This window comes from Streptomyces sp. HNM0645, assembly GCF_030056615.1.
GTDB classification, from domain to species: domain Bacteria; phylum Actinomycetota; class Actinomycetes; order Streptomycetales; family Streptomycetaceae; genus Streptomyces; species Streptomyces marianii.
In genome coordinates this window covers 22,333-37,742 of the sequence record NZ_JASHLT010000048.1, presented here as the reverse complement: position 1 = coordinate 37,742, position 15,410 = coordinate 22,333, and the positions used below count along the sequence as shown (strand labels likewise).

The 15,410-nt window shown below is 73.7% G+C and carries 11 protein-coding genes and 1 pseudogene; 2 read left to right on the top strand and 10 right to left on the bottom strand.

The features are described from left to right. Positions 1-67: 67 nt before the first annotated feature. From QMZ92_RS28090 to QMZ92_RS28045, 10 genes and pseudogenes are all read right to left on the bottom strand, one after another. Positions 68-2,623 carry a polynucleotide kinase-phosphatase gene (locus QMZ92_RS28090; RefSeq protein WP_283300307.1) on the bottom strand — a complete coding sequence of 852 codons (2,556 nt, stop codon included), beginning with the start codon at positions 2,621-2,623 and terminating at the stop codon, positions 68-70. Beyond that, entirely contained in the window at positions 2,620-4,236 is a 1,617-nt protein-coding gene (locus tag QMZ92_RS28085) for a 3' terminal RNA ribose 2'-O-methyltransferase Hen1 (RefSeq protein WP_283300306.1), read from the bottom strand. The genes QMZ92_RS28090 and QMZ92_RS28085 overlap by 4 nt, the downstream gene beginning before the upstream one ends. Before the next feature lie 83 nt (positions 4,237-4,319). Then, positions 4,320-5,234 (bottom strand): homocysteine S-methyltransferase, encoded by a 915-nt coding sequence (gene mmuM, locus QMZ92_RS28080; RefSeq protein ID WP_283300305.1) that lies wholly within the window; start codon positions 5,232-5,234, stop codon positions 4,320-4,322. A 47-nt stretch (positions 5,235-5,281) separates the two neighbouring features. Beyond that, a complete protein-coding gene (locus QMZ92_RS28075) occupies positions 5,282-6,205 on the bottom strand; it encodes an LLM class F420-dependent oxidoreductase (protein WP_283300304.1) in 924 nt (307 codons plus the stop codon). A gap of 283 nt (positions 6,206-6,488) precedes the next feature. Beyond that, positions 6,489-7,064 carry a DUF6099 family protein gene (locus tag QMZ92_RS28070; RefSeq protein WP_283300303.1) on the bottom strand — a complete coding sequence of 192 codons (576 nt, stop codon included), beginning with the start codon at positions 7,062-7,064 and terminating at the stop codon, positions 6,489-6,491. A 125-nt stretch (positions 7,065-7,189) separates the two neighbouring features. Further along, complete coding sequence (locus tag QMZ92_RS28065; protein WP_283300302.1) at positions 7,190-7,561, bottom strand: nucleotide pyrophosphohydrolase; 372 nt, start codon at positions 7,559-7,561, stop codon at positions 7,190-7,192. Beyond that, complete coding sequence (locus QMZ92_RS28060) at positions 7,558-8,697, bottom strand: AAA family ATPase (RefSeq protein WP_283300301.1); 1,140 nt, start codon at positions 8,695-8,697, stop codon at positions 7,558-7,560. The genes QMZ92_RS28065 and QMZ92_RS28060 overlap by 4 nt, the downstream gene beginning before the upstream one ends. Before the next feature lie 56 nt (positions 8,698-8,753). Beyond that, a complete protein-coding gene (locus QMZ92_RS28055; RefSeq protein ID WP_283300328.1) occupies positions 8,754-9,170 on the bottom strand; it encodes a cell division protein SepF in 417 nt (138 codons plus the stop codon). 117 nt (positions 9,171-9,287) lie between these two features. After that, positions 9,288-9,644, bottom strand: a pseudogene (locus QMZ92_RS28050) (HAD family hydrolase); the annotation flags it as partial. 346 nt (positions 9,645-9,990) lie between these two features. Continuing rightward, on the bottom strand, positions 9,991-10,086 hold the full coding sequence (locus QMZ92_RS28045) for a K(+)-transporting ATPase subunit F (RefSeq protein ID WP_283300300.1): 96 nt from the start codon (positions 10,084-10,086) through the stop codon (positions 9,991-9,993). A gap of 360 nt (positions 10,087-10,446) precedes the next feature. Between QMZ92_RS28045 and QMZ92_RS28040 the strand changes: the two genes are divergently transcribed. Beyond that, positions 10,447-12,876, top strand: a complete 2,430-nt coding sequence (locus tag QMZ92_RS28040) for a SpoIIE family protein phosphatase (RefSeq protein WP_283300299.1) — start codon at positions 10,447-10,449, stop codon at positions 12,874-12,876. Between the two features lie 122 nt (positions 12,877-12,998). Beyond that, positions 12,999-15,074, top strand: coding sequence for a SpoIIE family protein phosphatase (locus QMZ92_RS28035; RefSeq protein ID WP_283300297.1), 2,076 nt, complete (start codon positions 12,999-13,001; stop codon positions 15,072-15,074). The last annotated feature ends 336 nt before the right edge of the window (positions 15,075-15,410 follow it).

Here is a 15,410-nt window from a genome sequence, read left to right as displayed (position 1 = left end):
ACCGACAGTGCCTCCCCGTATGCTCCGGCACGGCGACCGCACGGCTCCGGGTCCGCCTCGGGCCGGTCTACAGCCGGGGGTCGACCGGCTCCGACTCCAGCGCGAGCACCGCGAACACGGCCTCGTGGACGCGCCACAGCGGCTCGCCGTCGGCGAGACGGTCGAGGGCCTCCAGGCCGAGCGCGTACTCGCGCAGTGCCAGGGAGCGCTTGTGGCCGAGGAACCGGCCGCGCAGCCGCGTCAGGTTGTCCGGGCGGGTGTACTCCGGGCCGTAGACGATCCGCAGGTACTCCCGTCCGCGGACCTTGATCCCCGGCTGGACGAGCCGCCCCCCGGCGTCGCGGACGAGGGCGTGCAGGGGCTTGACGACCATGCCCTCGCCGCCCGCCGCGGTCATCTCCAGCCACCAGTCGGTGCCGGCCTTCACCGACGCCTCGTCCGCAGTGTCCACGACGAGGCGGCGGGTGCGCTGGAGCAGCCCCGCTCCGCCGGCCGTGCCGTCGGCTTCCACGAGGGCGTCCAGCCGTTCCAGTTGCTCGTCGTGGGGCAGCGTGGCCAGGGACCGGCCCTGGACGGCGAGGATCTGGAAGGGCGCGAGGCGCACACCGTCCAGGCCGTCCGTGGTCCAGCAGTAGCGGCGGTAGGCGTCGGTGAACGCGGACGCGTCCACGGCGCGTTCCCGCTGGCGGGCCAGCAGGGCCCCGGCGTCGATCCCTCGGGCCACGGCCGCCTCGAGGGCGGCGGTGGCTCCGGGGAGCACCGCGCGGGACGCGGCGCCGACGGCGGCGTACTGCTTGCGGAGCAGCCCGGACGCCTTGAGCGACCACGGCATCAGTTCGGCGTCCAGGAGCAGCCAGTCGGTGCCGAGTTCCTCCCAGAGCCCGGCTCCGGTGACCGCCGTGCGCAGGCGGGCCAGGATCTGCTCGGTGACGGCAGGGTCGTCGAAGAAGGGGCGGCCGGTGCGGGTGTGCAGCGTGCCGGTGACGCCGTCGGCGCCGAAGCGCTCCCGCGCGACGTGCGCGTCGCGGCAGACCAGGGCGACGGCCCGGGAGCCCATGTGCTTCTCCTCGCACACGACCCGGTCGACCCCGTCGGCCCGGTACTGGGCGAACGCCTCCTCCGGGTGCTCCAGGTAGCCGTCCTTCTGCGAGGTGGCGGTGGGCGCCATGGTCGGCGGGAGGTAGGCGAGCAGGCGCGGGTCGACCGCGAAACGGCTCATCACCTCCAGCGCGGCGGCGGCGTTCTCCTCGCGGACGGCGACGCGTCCCATGTGGCGGGTCTCCACCGTGCGGCGTCCGTGGACGTCGGCGAGGTCGAGCGGGCGGCCCTCGTGCCCTCCGGGTGCCTCGGTGGCGAGCGGCTTGACGGGCTCGTACCAGACCCGCTCGGCGGGGACGTCGACGAGTTCCCGCTCCGGCCAGCGCAGCGCGGTCAGCTTGCCCCCGAACACGGCGCCGGTGTCGAGGCAGATGGTGTTGTTGACCCAGGTGGCCGTGGGCACGGGGGTGTGTCCGTACACCACCGCGGCGCGGCCGCGGTAGTCCTCGGCCCAGGGGTAGCGCACGGGCAGACCGAACTCGTCGGTCTCGCCGGTGGTGTCGCCGTAGAGGGCGTGGGAGCGGACCCGGCCGGATGTGCGGCCGTGGTACTTCTCGGGCAGGCCGGCGTGGCAGACGACGAGCCGGCCCTCGTCGAGGACGTAGTGGCTGACGAGCCCGTCGATGAACGCGGCCACCCGCTCGCGGAACTCGGGGTCGGTGGCGTCCTCGCGCTCCAGCTGCTCGACGGTCTCGGCGAGCCCGTGGGTGTGCTGGACGTTGCGGCCCTTGAGCCAGCGTCCGAGCTTGTTCTCGTGGTTTCCCGGCACACACAGGGCGTTGCCGGCGGCGACCATGTCCATCACGCGGCGCAGCACGCCGGGGCTGTCCGGCCCGCGGTCGACGAGGTCGCCCACGAAGACCGCGGTACGGCCCTCGGGGTGTGCTCCGTCCACATAGCCGAGCCGGCTGAGCAGGGTGTCCAGTTCGGAGCGGCAGCCGTGGATGTCGCCGACGATGTCGAAGGGGCCGGTGAGGTGGCGCAGGTCGTTGTAGCGCCTCTCCAGGACGATCTCGGCGGCGTCTGCCTCCTCGACGCTCCGCAGGACGTGGACCTTGCGGAAGCCCTCGCGCTCCAGGCCCCGCAGGGAGCGGCGCAGTTCGCGCCGGTGGCGCTGGATGACGTGGCGGGGCATATCGGCCCGGTCGGGGCGGGCGGCGTTGCGGGCGGCGCACACCTCCTCGGGCATGTCGAGGACGATGGCGATCGGGAGGACGTCGTGCCGGCGGGCGAGCTGGACCAGTTCGCGGCGGCTCTCCCGCTGCACGCTGGTCGCGTCGACGACGGTCAGCCGGCCGGCGGCGAGCCGCTTGCCGACGATGTAGTGGAGCACGTCGAAGGCGTCCCCGCTCGCGCTCTGGTCGTTCTCGTCGTCCGCGACCAGGCCGCGGCAGAAGTCCGAGGAGATCACCTCGGTGGGTTTGAAGTGCCTGCGGGCGAAGGTGGACTTGCCGGATCCGCTGGCGCCGACGAGGACCACGAGGGAGAGGTCGGTGACGGGCAGTTCGCGGGTGGTGGTGGTCATGCCGCCCCCTCCTTCGTGGTGGTCGTGGTGGTCGTGGTGCCGGTCGTGCCGGCCGTGGCTGCCGCGGGCTTCGGGTGGGCGTCGGCGTCCGGGTTCCCGGGCACAGGCGTCCCGGGCGCAGGGGTCCCGGTGCCCGCGGCTGCGGCGGTCCGGCCGCCGGCCGCCGGCTCCGGGGAGACCAGGGTGAACACCGCCATCTGGGTCGGCGGGCCGACCACCGGGTCGTCGTCGCCGACCGGGGCGTACGCGACGCCGTAGCCGTGCCGCTGCGCGACCCGGGCGGCCCAGGCCCGGAACTCCTCGCGGCTCCACTCGAAGCGGTGGTCGCTGTGGCGTACGTGACCGGCCGGCAGCGTCTCCCAGCGCACGTTGTACTCGACGTTCGGCGTGGTGACGATCACCGTACGAGGGCGTGCGGAACCGAACACGGCGTACTCGAGGGCGGGCAGCCGCGGCAGGTCGAGGTGCTCGATCACCTCGCTGAGGACCGCGGCGTCATAACCGGTCAGGCGCTTGTCGGTGTAGGTGAGCGAGCCCTGGAGGAGAGTGACGCGGCCGGACTGCCGCTCGCCCATGCGTTCCAGGCGCAGCCGGCGGGCGGCGACCGCGAGGGCCCGCGCGGACACGTCCACGCCGACGACGTCGGTGAACCGGACGTCCTTCAGGAGCGCCTGGACGAGCTGGCCCTGACCGCAGCCGAGGTCGAGGACGCTCGACGCGCCCGCCGCGCGGAGGGCGTCCAGGATCGCGGCGCGGCGCTGCTCGGCGAGCGGGACGGGACGCTCGTCGGTGTCCTTGGTCTCGTCCACCGCGTTGTCGACGTCCTCCACCTCGAGGTCGTCGCTCTCGGCGAGCCGTACCAGTTCGAGTCGTTCCGTCGCCTGCCGGGTGAGGCCCCAGCGGCGGGACAGATAGCGGCTGGTGATCAGGTTCCGTTCGGGATGGTCGGCCAGCCAGCCCTCGCCGGCCCTCAGCAGTTTGTCGACCTCGTCGGGTGCCACCCAGTAGTGCTTGGCGTCGTCGAGGACCGGAAGCAGGACGTAGAGCTGGCGGAGCGCGTCGGCGAGGCGCAGCTCCCCTTGGAGTGCCAGCCGTACGTAGCGGGAGTCGCCCCACTCCGGGAACTGCGCGTCGAGGGCGACCGGTTCGGCCTCCACCCGGTGCCAGCCCAGGGGCCCGAAGAGCTTTCGGACGAGTTCGGCTCCGCCGCGCGCGGGCAGTGCGGGCACCTCGATCCGCAGGGGCAGCGGGCTCGCGGCCCGCTCCGGCATCGCGGCGCACACGCCTCGCAGCGCGCTCTTGAAGACGCTGCTCATGGCGACGGAGAGCAGCGAGGACGCGGCGTAGGGGCGGTCGTTGACGTACTGGGCGAGCGCGGCGTCGGGGGCTCCGCCGCTGCCCTTGCCCCTGCCGCGGCGCACCAGCGCCACGGGATCCACCTCCAGGAGCAGTGCGGCCGTGCAGCGTTCGGCGCTCGCCTCGGGGTAGAGGACGTGGGCCGTGCCGTGCGAGGTGGAGAACACCTGCGCCTTGTCGGGGTGCTTGTGCAGCAGGAAGCCCAGGTCGGTGGCGGGGCGCTCGGGGGTGCCGGTCGTACTGATCGTCAGGAACACATGTCCGAGTATCGCCGACTCGTTCCCTCCCGACCAGCGGTTTCCTCGGCCGTCGGCCGCTCGGCGCGACTGCGGGGCCGGGCTCAGGGGCGTGCCGTCCGGGTGCGCGCGGCCAGGGCGGCGATGCGGTCCGGGCCGACGCGGCAGCATCCGCCGGCCAGACGGGCCCCCGCGGCGGCCCAGTCGGAGAGCCGGGCCGGGTCGAAGGTGATGTCGCCGGTCCAGGCACGGGCCCGGGCGTCCCAGCGCTCCCCGCTGTTGGGGTAGACCACGACCGGTCTACCCGTTTCGCGGGCGGCGATCTCCACGGCCGGTCCGGCGTCGGCGGGCTCGCAGCAGTTGACGCCGACGGCGACCACGTGGTCGTGGCCGGCGGCGAGGGCGAAGGCCGCCGCGAGGTCCTGGCCGGCGCGGGTGCGTCCGCCCTCGATCGTGTAGGAGAGCCACACCGGCACGCCGGTGTCCGCCGTGGCCCGCAGCAGGGCCGTGGCCTCGTCGGTGTCCGGCACGGTCTCCAGGGCGAGCACGTCCGGGCCGGCTCGGGCCAGGGCCTCGATGCGGGGCCGGTGGAATGCCTCCAGCTCCCGCACCGTGAGTCCGTAGCGGCCGCGGTACTCGCTGCCGTCCGCGAGCAGCGCGCCGTACGGGCCCACCGAGGCGGCCACCCACACCTCCCTCCTCGTCCGCTCCCCCGCGGCGCGCGCGAGCGCCACACTGCGTTCGAGGAGCGCGGCCGCCTCGTCCGGGCCGGCACCGCGCCTGGCGAACCCTTCGTACGTGGCCTGGTAGCTGGCGGTGATGAGCACCTGGGCTCCCGCCCGCACGTACGCCGTGTGCGCGGCCTCGATCTGTTCGGGGCCGTCGGCGAGCAGCCGTGCCGACCAGAGGCCGTCGGACAGGTCGCAGCCCTGTGCTTCCAGTTGGTTGGACAGTCCGCCGTCGAGGACGAGCGGACCGTCCCCGGCCAGGGCGGCGGCCAGGCTGCGGGCGGGCTTCACGGGTGGCCCCACTTCCGGTGGGCGGGCGTCCTGGACGGCGGACGGCCTCAGTTCAGCTGGGACTGGACCTGCGCGGAGATGAGCTCGAGGTGGTCGAGGTCGTCGAGGTCGAGGACTTGGAGGTAGACGCGGGAGGACCCTGCGGCGGCGTAGCGGCCGAGCTTGTCGACGACTTCGGCGGGCGAGCCGGCGAGGCCGTTGGCCTTCAGCTCGTCGACCTCGCGGCCGATGGCGGCGGCGCGTCGGGCGACCTCGGTGTCGTCCCTGCCGACGCAGACGACGAGGGCGTTGGAGTAGACGAGGTCGCCGGGGGAGCGTCCGGCCTTCTCGGCGGCCGCGCGGACCCGCCCGAACTGCCGCTCCGTGTCCTCCGGCGACGCGAACGGGATGTTGAACTCGTCGGCGTACTGCGCGGCCAGGCGCGGGGTGCGGGTCGCGCCGTGGCCGCCGATGAGCACCGGGACCTTTCGCTGGGCGGGCTTGGGCAGCGCCGGGGAGTCCTGCAGCTGGTAGTACCGGCCGTCGTAGCTGAAGGACTTACCGGTGTCGGTGCTCCACAGGCCGGTGACGATGGCCAGTTGCTCCTCGAGCCGGGCGAACTTCTCCTTGGGGAAGGGGATGCCGTACGCCCTGTGCTCCTCCTCGAACCAGCCGGCGCCGAGGCCGAGCTCGACCCGGCCGCCGGACATCTGGTCGACCTGCGCGACCTGGATCGCGAGCACACCCGGCAGCCGGAAGGTGCCGGCCGTCATCAGGGTGCCGAGCCTGATCCTCTTGGTCTCCCGGGCGAGGCCGGCCAGGGTGATCCAGGCGTCGGTGGGTCCGGGCAGGCCGTCCGCCGATCCCATGCTGAGGTAGTGGTCCGAGCGGAAGAAGGCGTCGAAGCCCAGGTCCTCGGTGGCCCTGGCCACGGTGAGCAGGGTGTCGTAGGAGGCCCCCTGCTGGGGCTCGGTGAAGATTCGAAGGTCCATCCATCCATCCTGCACCTCGGTCCGTGCTTCGACCTCACCGTGCCGTGCCGCACCGCACCGCGCCGTGCCGCGCAGGCCGGGCCGGACCGGGCCGGGCCGCGGAGGCCGCGACCGTCATGCCGTGGCGGACGCCTCGTGCCGCGCCGGTCCGCACGCGTCGGGCCGGTCGCACCGACAGCGGCGCCGGGCGGGCCGACCGCGCGGGCCGCGGGAGTGGACCTGCGGCGGAGCGGGCGCGCGACTGGGGGGACGCGCGGTCAGTGGGGGTGCGGAACATTCCGGCTCAAGGCGGGCTCGCCGTCGGTTCCGCCGCATCCGGACGGCGCGCGGCGAGCCCGCGGCCACCGGCGCCGCCGCCCTCCCGTCCCCGCTCCCGGTGGTGGTCGAGGTCGCGGTCTCTTCGGCGCTCCCAGTCGCGCTCGCACAGGAAGAGGCGGTGGAGCATGGCGCGGACGTGGTCGCTGGACTCGTCCGCGGCGTCGATCGCCTCGATGCACTGCCAGTAGAGCCCCTCCTCGTCCGTGGCGCAGGCGACGCCGACGAGTGCTATGCCGACCTCGCCGAGCAGGGTCCCGAGCGCGTCCAACGAGCCTCCGGGGTCCGCCACTTCGGAGAGGCGGGCGGCTCTCGGCCCGCCCGAGCGCAGGACGGCCGGGTCGGCGAGCATGCCGGCCCGGCCACCTGCCTCGCTGAGTCCGCGCGCCTCGCCTCTCAACTCCTGCGGTCCGCTCACCGCCAGCCGGCCCCCGATCGCCTGGGCGAGGGCCTGCGCCTGCCACGCCTCCTCCACCACGTCGAGCGCCGTGCGGCACTCCGCGAGTGCGCGCCTGCCGATTGCCACGAGCCGTTCCGCGTCCATGTACGCCGCCCCCGTTCGTACGACTGTCTGCCCACTGAATCACTACCCAGAGTGAAGGCGCTCCAGACGAAAAGCCAGGGGAATTCGGAAATCTGTGGACAGGTGGCCGCTTGGGGAAAGATCAGTCACTCCGTAGAGTGACGATCCTGTTCGGACGGGCCGTCGGACGCCCGTTCGGCCGGCGGGAAGCGGAGCTCGTTCCGGTCGATCTTCTCCGACAGCGCCCGGAGCAGGTCGACCCCGACCACCTCACAGAACTGGAGCAGATACGCGAGCACATCGGCGACTTCGTCGGCCACCCGGTGGGCCTTGCGAGGATCGTCCATCACCCTCGCCGACTCCTCCGGCGTCAGCCACTGGAAGATCTCGACGAGTTCCGCCGCCTCGACCGTCAGCGCCACGGCCAGGTTCTTCGGTGTGTGGTAGGGCTGCCAGTTCCTCGCCTCGGCGAACTCGGCCAGTCTGCGCTGCAGCGCCCGCACGTCCAGTTCCGTCATCGCACCAGGTCTACCACCGTCACGCCCCGGACCTCCCGGGCGGCCGCGGCCTCCCCCACCTCCCCCACCAGCCGGAGGTGCCCGTCGGCGCAGACGGACGCGGCCAGGGCGAGGAGGGCGCCGAACTGGGCGGCGTCCAGGGCGCGGTCGAGGTTCTCGGCGAGGACGGTCAGCGACTGCAGCGCCCGCGGGACCTCCGCCGCCTGGTCGACCGCCAGCACTCCGGGTCCGGTCAGCAGGACCAGGGCGAGCGCCAGGAACCGCAGTTCGCCGTCGCCGAGGCGGCCGAGCGGGGTCGCCCGGGCGCCAGTGCCGTCCGCCGGGCCCCGGCCGAGGACCGCGCGGACCGTTCCGTCGGTGAGCTCCTCGACCCCGACGTCGCTGACGGGGCCGGCGCATGCCGCACGGGCCGCGGACGTCAGCCGCGCATGGCGGCGCGTGCACTCGTGGCGGGTGCGGTGGAGCACGGCGGCGAGGTTGTCGCAGCCGCGCCGCAGCCGTGCCTCCCCCGGCGCCACCGGCTCCCGCATCCGCTCGGGCCGCGGATCGCAGGGGAACACCGACCGCAGCGCCACCACGACCTGCTCGGCGGCCGCGAGCACCTGCCGCTGCCCGTCCGTCGTCCCCGCGACCCGCAGCGGCAGGAGCGCGGTGCCGAGCAGGTCGTCGGGTAACGGTGCGCGGGTGACCCGGCCGTCGCCCGCGGTGTGCCACGCCGCCTGGACGCTCGAGCGCCCGGGGTCGCGCAGGGCGGTGCTCAGCAGCGTCCGTCCGCGGGCGGTCAACCGCTCGCCGACGATGCGCAGTTCGGGTTCGGCCTGCACGGCGAGGTCGAGCCGGACGGGGCCTTCCGGACCGTCGGCCGTGCAACCGATCCTGAAGCCCCGCCGGCCCTGCTCGTCGCGTGCCGCGCCCTCGGGCACGCAGCCCGCCGGATCGGTGAAGACCTCGCCCAGTGCGGCGCCGGCCCCGAGCCGGGCGAGGGCCTCGTACGCGCGCAGGGCGGTCGACTTGCCGCTGCCGCTCGGCCCTGCGAAGAGGGTCACGGGGCCGACCGGCAGGACTCTCCCCCGGTGCGCGGCGAAGGAGGAGAGTCGCAGTTCGGTGACGGTGGGGCGGATGGCTGGTGCGTCCATGCGGGGGACGCTACGCAGGGCCCGGCACGCCGAACCGTTACCTCGGCAAACGCTTCCTACGAATGGGGGACGGCCGCCGCCGCGAGACCGTCGACCTCCGTGCCGACGGGCGCGAGCAGGAACACGTTGCGGTCGACGCGGTGCATCCCGCAGCCGAGACCGAAGACGACGCCGCTGCTGAAGTCGAGGATGCGCTTGGCCACTTCGGCGTCGGCACTGGTGAGGTCGAGCAGAACGGGCACCCGGGCGATCAGGTGCTCGGCGACGTCGCGGGCATCGGCGAAGACCTGAACGCGCAGGACGACCATCCGACGCTGCTCCACCTCGGCACCGGACGCGGCGGCCAGGCCCTCCCGGGGGATCGTGCGGTGGTCCACGCGTGAGGGCCACTCGTTGCGGCCCCGCAGCGGCACGACCTGGGCCAGGCCCTCCCACTGTTCGTCGGTGACGTCGTACCTCTCGTACCTGCTCATGCGACCATCTTCGCGCCCCTCACCCATTCGGCCCAACAGCGACACGAACGAGTCCGCGCCCGCACGTGGACGGGAGAACCGGCTCCGGCGGCGGGCCGCGGAGGCTTCGGAACGTCGCCTGCGGACGCGCTTGACGAGGGCCGTCTTGTCCTCGGGGGTGGCCTCGGCGAGGAAGTCGTCGAAGCCCACCGCCGCAGCGATCGCCTTGGCCGTCAGCGGATCGACGCCCGTGACCATCACCGTGCGGATGCCCATGCGGCGGAGTTCGGCGAAGGGTGCCCGCATGCCGTCCTTGACGACGGCCCTGAGACGGACGGCACCGAGGATCCGGGCGCCTTCGGCATCGTGGACGGCGACGACCAGCGGCGTGCCGCCCGCCTCCGAGATGTGCTCGCCGAGGGCGTCCGTGTCGCCGGCGGCCTCGACCGCACGCCCGGACACGGCCGGCACACCGTGCTGGACCAGCCGGTCCATGCCGGCGACACCGATCGCCGAGAGCAGCGCGCCGACCCTCGTCGAGGGGGTCGGCGTCGACAGAGCAGCCGAGCGAGCCGGGCAGATGGCCTGCTGCAGCCGCCGCAGCAGGTAGCGGAGGAACGCGCCGACCGGGGAGAAGGCGAGGACACCACGCAGATACGCGGGCCGGCGTAACCCGGTGCTCGGATCGGCGCAGATCGCCTTGTAGATCCTCTGGTCCACCCGCGGATGCCCGTCGGACGAGTGGACGCGGGCCGTGTGGTCGCCCAGGGGACGGTACGCCGGAGCCAGCGCGGCGATCAGCGCCGGCAGCCGGAGCACACCGGCGAGGAACGAGCCCATATCAGTGCACAGGACCTCCCCGGTTGACGAGGGCGAGGAGGAGACGGCCCAGCAGGGCGGCGGCCACGAGCAGGCCGACGACGTTCTCGGCGGTCACAGCTTCGCCACCCCTCGGCGACGAGAGCCACCAGCGCGAACACCGCGACCGTGGTGACGACGGAGGCCGCGTCGGCCATCGTGCGCTCCTCGATGTTCGGAGGTTCGGATCGGACGGGTCAGAGGAAAACCCGCCGCCGGGCCGTTGCGCGCTCCCTTGACGATGCCCTGACGTCTCCGGGTGCCTCCTTGGCGCGTCGCTTACGGCCGGTGCGCCCCGACGCGGCAAAACCGCAGGCAGAGGCGTGTGCGTGCGGGCCTGGACGGTGCCCGCCGCCGCCGCTGCGGTCCTCCCGGTGAATCGGCGTCGACCGGGCCGCGGGGCGTGCGCAACCGTCGGAGCCGGTGGAGCATGAGAGTGATGACCGGATCCATGACCCTGATCAGTGAGAGCCCGGAGGACCCGTTCTCGCTGGGGCGGGCCCTCTCCCTGGTGCTGGACGAGCGTGGGACGGTGGTCGGCTGGAGCGAGCGCGCGAGCGAACTCCTGGGATTCACCGACGAGGAGGCCCTCGGCCGCCCTGCGGAGGACTTCCTCGTCGACGGGCCGGACCGCGGCCTCGTGCGGGAGGCCGCGGCGGGCTGCGTACGGGACGGCGGCTGGTTCGGGGCGGTGCCGGTCCTCGACCGGGAGGGCCGCAGGTCGCGCTACGGGGTCCGGGCCGGACGGGTGATACGGCCGGGCCGGGCGGACGAGTGGCTGCTGGTGGGCGCGCCGGCCGAGGAGGTCACCCAGTGGGAGATCGACCGGTCGGTCATGGAGGGGCTGTTCCGCCGCTCCCCCATCGGTCTGGCGGTGCACGACCCCAATCTCGCGATCCTGCGGATCAACCGGCCGATAGCGCATATCGGAGGCATCACCAGCGACCAGGCCCGGGGCCATCGCATCGGCGACTTCCTGGTGGCCATGGACGCCGAGACGATCGAGTCCCGGCTGAAGGAGGTCCTGGAGACCGGAATTCCGATGATCTTCACCGAGCAGCCCTGCCGGCTGCTCGGTGAGCCGGGGATCGAGCGGTACGTCGCCGTGTCCGCCTTCCGCATGGAGGACTCGGGCGGCCGGACGCTCGGCGTGACCCAGCTCGTCGAGGACGTCACCGACCGGCACCGGGCGCGCCGCCGGCTGGCGATGCTGAACGAGGCGAGCGAGCTCATCGGCACCACGCTGGACGTCGAGACCACGGCGCAGGAGCTGGTGGACGTCGCCGTGCCCGGTATCGCCGACTGTGTGACGGTCGACCTCCTGCCGGCGGTGGGACTGGGCGAGGCGCTGTTCCCGGAGCGCGGCGGGCCGCTGCGCAGGGCCGCGTTCAAGTCGGTCGCGCCGTACCCCGAGCGGGTGATGTACCCGGTGGGCACGCTCAGATCGTTCCCGAGGGACTCTCCGCAGGCCCAGTGCCTGGTGAGCCGGCGCCCGGTGCTGGTTCCCCACATGGATCCCGACGACGTGGAGCTGGGGCTGGACCCCGGACGGGCCGAGCACGCCCGGGCGCTGGGCGTCCACTCGCTGATGGTCGTGCCGCTGACCGCCCGAGGCCTGGTGCTGGGGCTCGTCTGCCTGTGGCGGTACGTCGCCCCGGAGCCGTTCGAGGAGGACGACCTGACGCTGGCGAACGAGTTCGCCGCCCGGGCCGGGGTCGCCATCGACAATGCCCGCCGCTACACCCAGCAGCACCGGACCGCACTGGCCCTGCAGCGCCGGCTGCTGCCGCGCGAGGTCCCCTCGCAGCCGGCGGTGCGCGTCGCGCACCGGTATCTCCCGGCGGGCGGCTCGGCGGGCGTCGGCGGTGACTGGTTCGACGTGATCCCGCTCTCCGGGGCCCGGGTCGCGCTGGTCGTCGGCGACGTCGTGGGCCACGGCATCAACGCCGCCGCCACGATGGGCCGGCTGCGCACCGCGGTGCACACCCTGGCCGATCTGGACCTGGAACCGGACGAGGTGCTGTCCCACCTCGACGACCTGGTCACCCGGCTGGCCGGCGAGCAGGAGCAGGGCGACGAGGGCTCCCCCGGCGAGCAGGTGGTCGGCGCCACCTGCCTGTACGCCGTGTACGACCCGGTGTCCCGGATCTGCTCCGTGGCCCGCGCGGGTCATCCACCGCCCGCGCTCGTCGCACCGGACGGCGGGGTGAGCCTGCCCGATCTGCCGGCCGGGCCGCCACTGGGCCTCGGGGGGCTGCCGTTCGAGTCCGAGGAACTGGAGCTGCCGGAGAACAGCGTGCTCGCCCTGTACACCAACGGGCTCATCGAGGGCGACGGCCATGACATCGACGCGGGTCTCCACCGGCTGTCCGAGGCCCTGCGGGGCCCGGACCGGCCGCTGGAGGACATGGCCCAGTCGGTGGTGGACGCGCTGCTTCCCGCACGGCCCTCCGACGACGTGGCCCTGCTGCTGGCCAGGACCCGGACCCTCGCCCCCGAGCAGGTCGCGACCTGGGTGCTGCCCGCCGAGCCGACCACCCCGGCCCGGGCCAGGGTGCTGACCTCCCAGAAGCTGACCGAGTGGGGCCTGCAGGAGATGATCTTCACCACCGAGCTGGTCGTGAGCGAACTCGTCACCAACGCCTACCGCTACGCCGGCGGTCCGGTGACCCTGAGACTGATCCGTCTGCACCGTCTGATCTGCGAGGTCTCCGACCCCAGCAGCACGTCGCCGCATCTGCGGCGGGCCCGCAGCACCGACGAGGGCGGCCGCGGACTGCTGCTCGTGGCACAACTGACGTCGCGGTGGGGTACGCGGCACGCACATGAGGGCAAGACTGTCTGGACCGAGCAGGAGCTGCCGGGCTGACCGGTGGGGCCGAAGCTGCACGGATCCGGGCTCGGAGGGACGATGAGAGCGCCCAGGTTTCCGGCGGGGTGGGCATGACCTGCACACATACCCTGTGACGGTGGCGGGAGGAGCAGCTGCGGATGGGTGGCACCGAAGCGTTCCCCGGTGACCTGGTACCGAGCGTGGAGGCCGGCCCCGCCCCGCCCGGCGGGCTGCTCGACGTGCTCGGTCTGGCACCGGTGGTACTGGACGCCGAGGGACGGATCGCCCTGTGGAGCCAGCAGGCCGAGGAACTGCTGGGCTACACCGCGGAAGAGGCGCTCGGGGAGTACGCGCTGCGGCTGCTGGTCGACGAGGAGCACATCGAGACCGTCCTCGAACTGTTCTCCAGCGTGATGGAGAGCGGCGAGAACTGGGCCGGGGTGTTCCCGGTCAGGCACAAGGACGGCGCGCTCCGTCAGCTGGAGTTCCGCAACATGCGCCTCCAGGACCGGCACGGCGGCTTCTACGCCCTGGGGCTGTCCACCAGCCAGGAGACCCTGCGCCAGGTGGAGCGCGACCTGGCCCTGTCGGTGCGGTTGGTCGACCAGTCGCCGATCGGTCTGGCCGTGCTCGACCCCGATCTGCGGTGTGTGACGGTCAACCCGGCGCTGGCGGGCGTGAGCGGGCTCCCGGCGGAGCAGCACGTGGGCAGGCGGGTGAGCGAGACGTTGCCGTTCCTGGACGCCCCCCGGATCGAGGCGGCGATGCGCCGGGTGCTGGAGACCGGCACGCCGATGGTGGACCGCCAGGTGCTCGGGCACACGCCGTCCGACCGGGACACCGAGCGCGCCTGGTCGGTGTCCCTGTACCGGCTCGAGGACCCTCGCGGCCGCATCCTCGGGGTCGCGGCGTCCGTGGTGGACGTCACGGACCGGCACCACGCCGCCAAGGAGGCGGAGCGGGCCCGGCACCGGCTGTCCCTGGTCGCCGACGCGTCGATGCGCATCGGCACCAGCCTGGACCTGTGGGAGACCGCCCGGGAGCTGGCCGACGTGACGGTGCCGGAGCTCGCCGACATCGCCGCGGTGGACGTGCTGGACTCGGCGGTCGAGGGGCGCCGGGAGTCGGTGCAGGCCGGGAGCACCGCGGTGTTCCGCGCCCTCGCCGTCGCCGCCGCGCACCCGACCGTCGCCGTGCAGGCCGCGGACCCTCCGGGCGAGATCACCCGCTACGAGGCCGACCGGCTGGTCACCCAGTGCGTGCAGACGGGCGAGCCGATCGTGGTGCCGCACGTGGCGAACGAGGACCTGCCCCGCATCGCTCGGGACGCCTCGGCGGCGGTGCTCCTGGCCGCGGCGGGGGTGCACTCGTACCTCGCCGTGCCGCTGATCGCCCGCGGGGAGGTGCTCGGGGCGCTGGACCTCAAGCGCTTCCGCAATCCCGTCCCGTTCGACTCCGACGACGTGCTGCTGGCCAGCGAACTGGCGAGCCGGGCCGCGGTGTGCATCGACAACGCCCGCTGGTACCACCAGCAGCGCAACGCGGCACTCGCCCTCCAGCGCAGTCTGCTGCCCCGGCATCCGCCGAACCTGGTCGGACTGGAGGTCGCCTCCCGCTACCAGCCCGCGGGAGCGGTCAGCGAGGTCGGCGGCGACTGGTTCGACATCCTCCCCCTGAGCGGCGGGAAGACCGCGCTGGTGGTGGGGGACGTGATGGGCAGCGGGATCAACGCGGCGACGGCCATGGGGCGGCTGCGCACCGCCACCCAGACCCTCGCCTCGCTGGGCCTCGGGCCCGACGAGGTACTGCGGCACCTGGACGCGATCACGGGTGAGCTGGAGCCGTACATCGCGACGTGCCTGTACGCGCTGTACGACCCGCACGAGGGCCGGGTGTGCATCTCCACGGCCGGCCATCTGCCGCCGGTGCTGCAGCGGCCCGGTGAGGCGCCGGTGCTGCTCGACCTGCCCACCGGTGTCCCGCTGGGCGTCGGCGGGGTGGAGTTCTGCTCCGTCGACTTCGCACTGGGCCCCGGGGACACCCTCGTGCTCTACACCGACGGTCTGGTGGAGACTCGCGACCAGGACATCGACGCGCGGCTGCATGTGCTCCTGACGCTGCTGGCGGGGCCACCGGCCGGGCTGGAGGAGACGTGCGACCGCCTCCTGGACTCGCTGCGGCGGGGACCCGTGGAGGACGACGTGGCGCTGCTCATCGCCCGTGTGCGGGAGTGAGGACCGGCCGGCGGCGTCATCGCGGGGTGGCGCCGGCGTGCGCGGAGCCGCCCTGCCGGGGTGCCGTTGCGCGCCGACCGGTCGCGGGAGGCGCCCAGGACGTGGAGCACGTGGAGGGCACCGTCCTCGGGCGAGGGGCCGGCCGAGGACAGGCGCCCGGCGGAGAGGCCGCACCACCGCGGGATCGTGCAGCGGGGGCGTCGGTGGCACCGGTCCCCGTCCGCGACGGATCGGGGCCGGGTCCCACCCTTCCGTGTGACGTGCCGTCAACCGGCCGTCCCGGGCCGGTTTCCCGCCCGGGACGCCCTACCGGCCCTGCACTCCCGAAGCTGCCGC